The sequence below is a fragment of the Bacillus pretiosus genome (assembly GCF_051294775.1).
GTDB lineage: Bacteria > Bacillota > Bacilli > Bacillales > Bacillaceae_G > Bacillus_A > Bacillus_A wiedmannii.
Genome location: NZ_JBPPHF010000062.1, coordinates 1 through 338, shown reverse-complemented (window position 1 = coordinate 338; position 338 = coordinate 1). Strand labels below are relative to the sequence as shown.

At 35.8% G+C, this 338-nt stretch carries 1 pseudogene; it reads left to right on the top strand.

What is annotated here, in order from left to right:
- Nucleotides 1–338: pseudogene (locus tag ACSG5Z_RS29850) on the top strand (hypothetical protein); the annotation flags it as partial.

Below are 338 nucleotides of genomic sequence, written 5' to 3'. Positions count from 1 at the left end.
ATGAAACCTTATACAAAATCAGTATTAGAGGATGGAGTTAATATAACACTAGATCAATTACTTGGAATTTATGCTACCGAGAAATCAAGGGGAGTTTACTTTACTCAATCCGATGGCTCTGAATTGTTTGAGTCTTATGAAAGTCTTTATTTTAATGCCAAATCCATCTTAGGGGCACTACAAAAGCAGGGATTTCAGAAGGGCTCTTATATTATCTTTCAGACAAACAATATTTTATTCTTTATAAGGTTGTTTTGGGGTTGTATTTTAGGAGGCATGATCCCCGTTCCTCTGTCTTTACCTCAAATTGCATCGCCTGACACTGAAGCTTTCAAGAA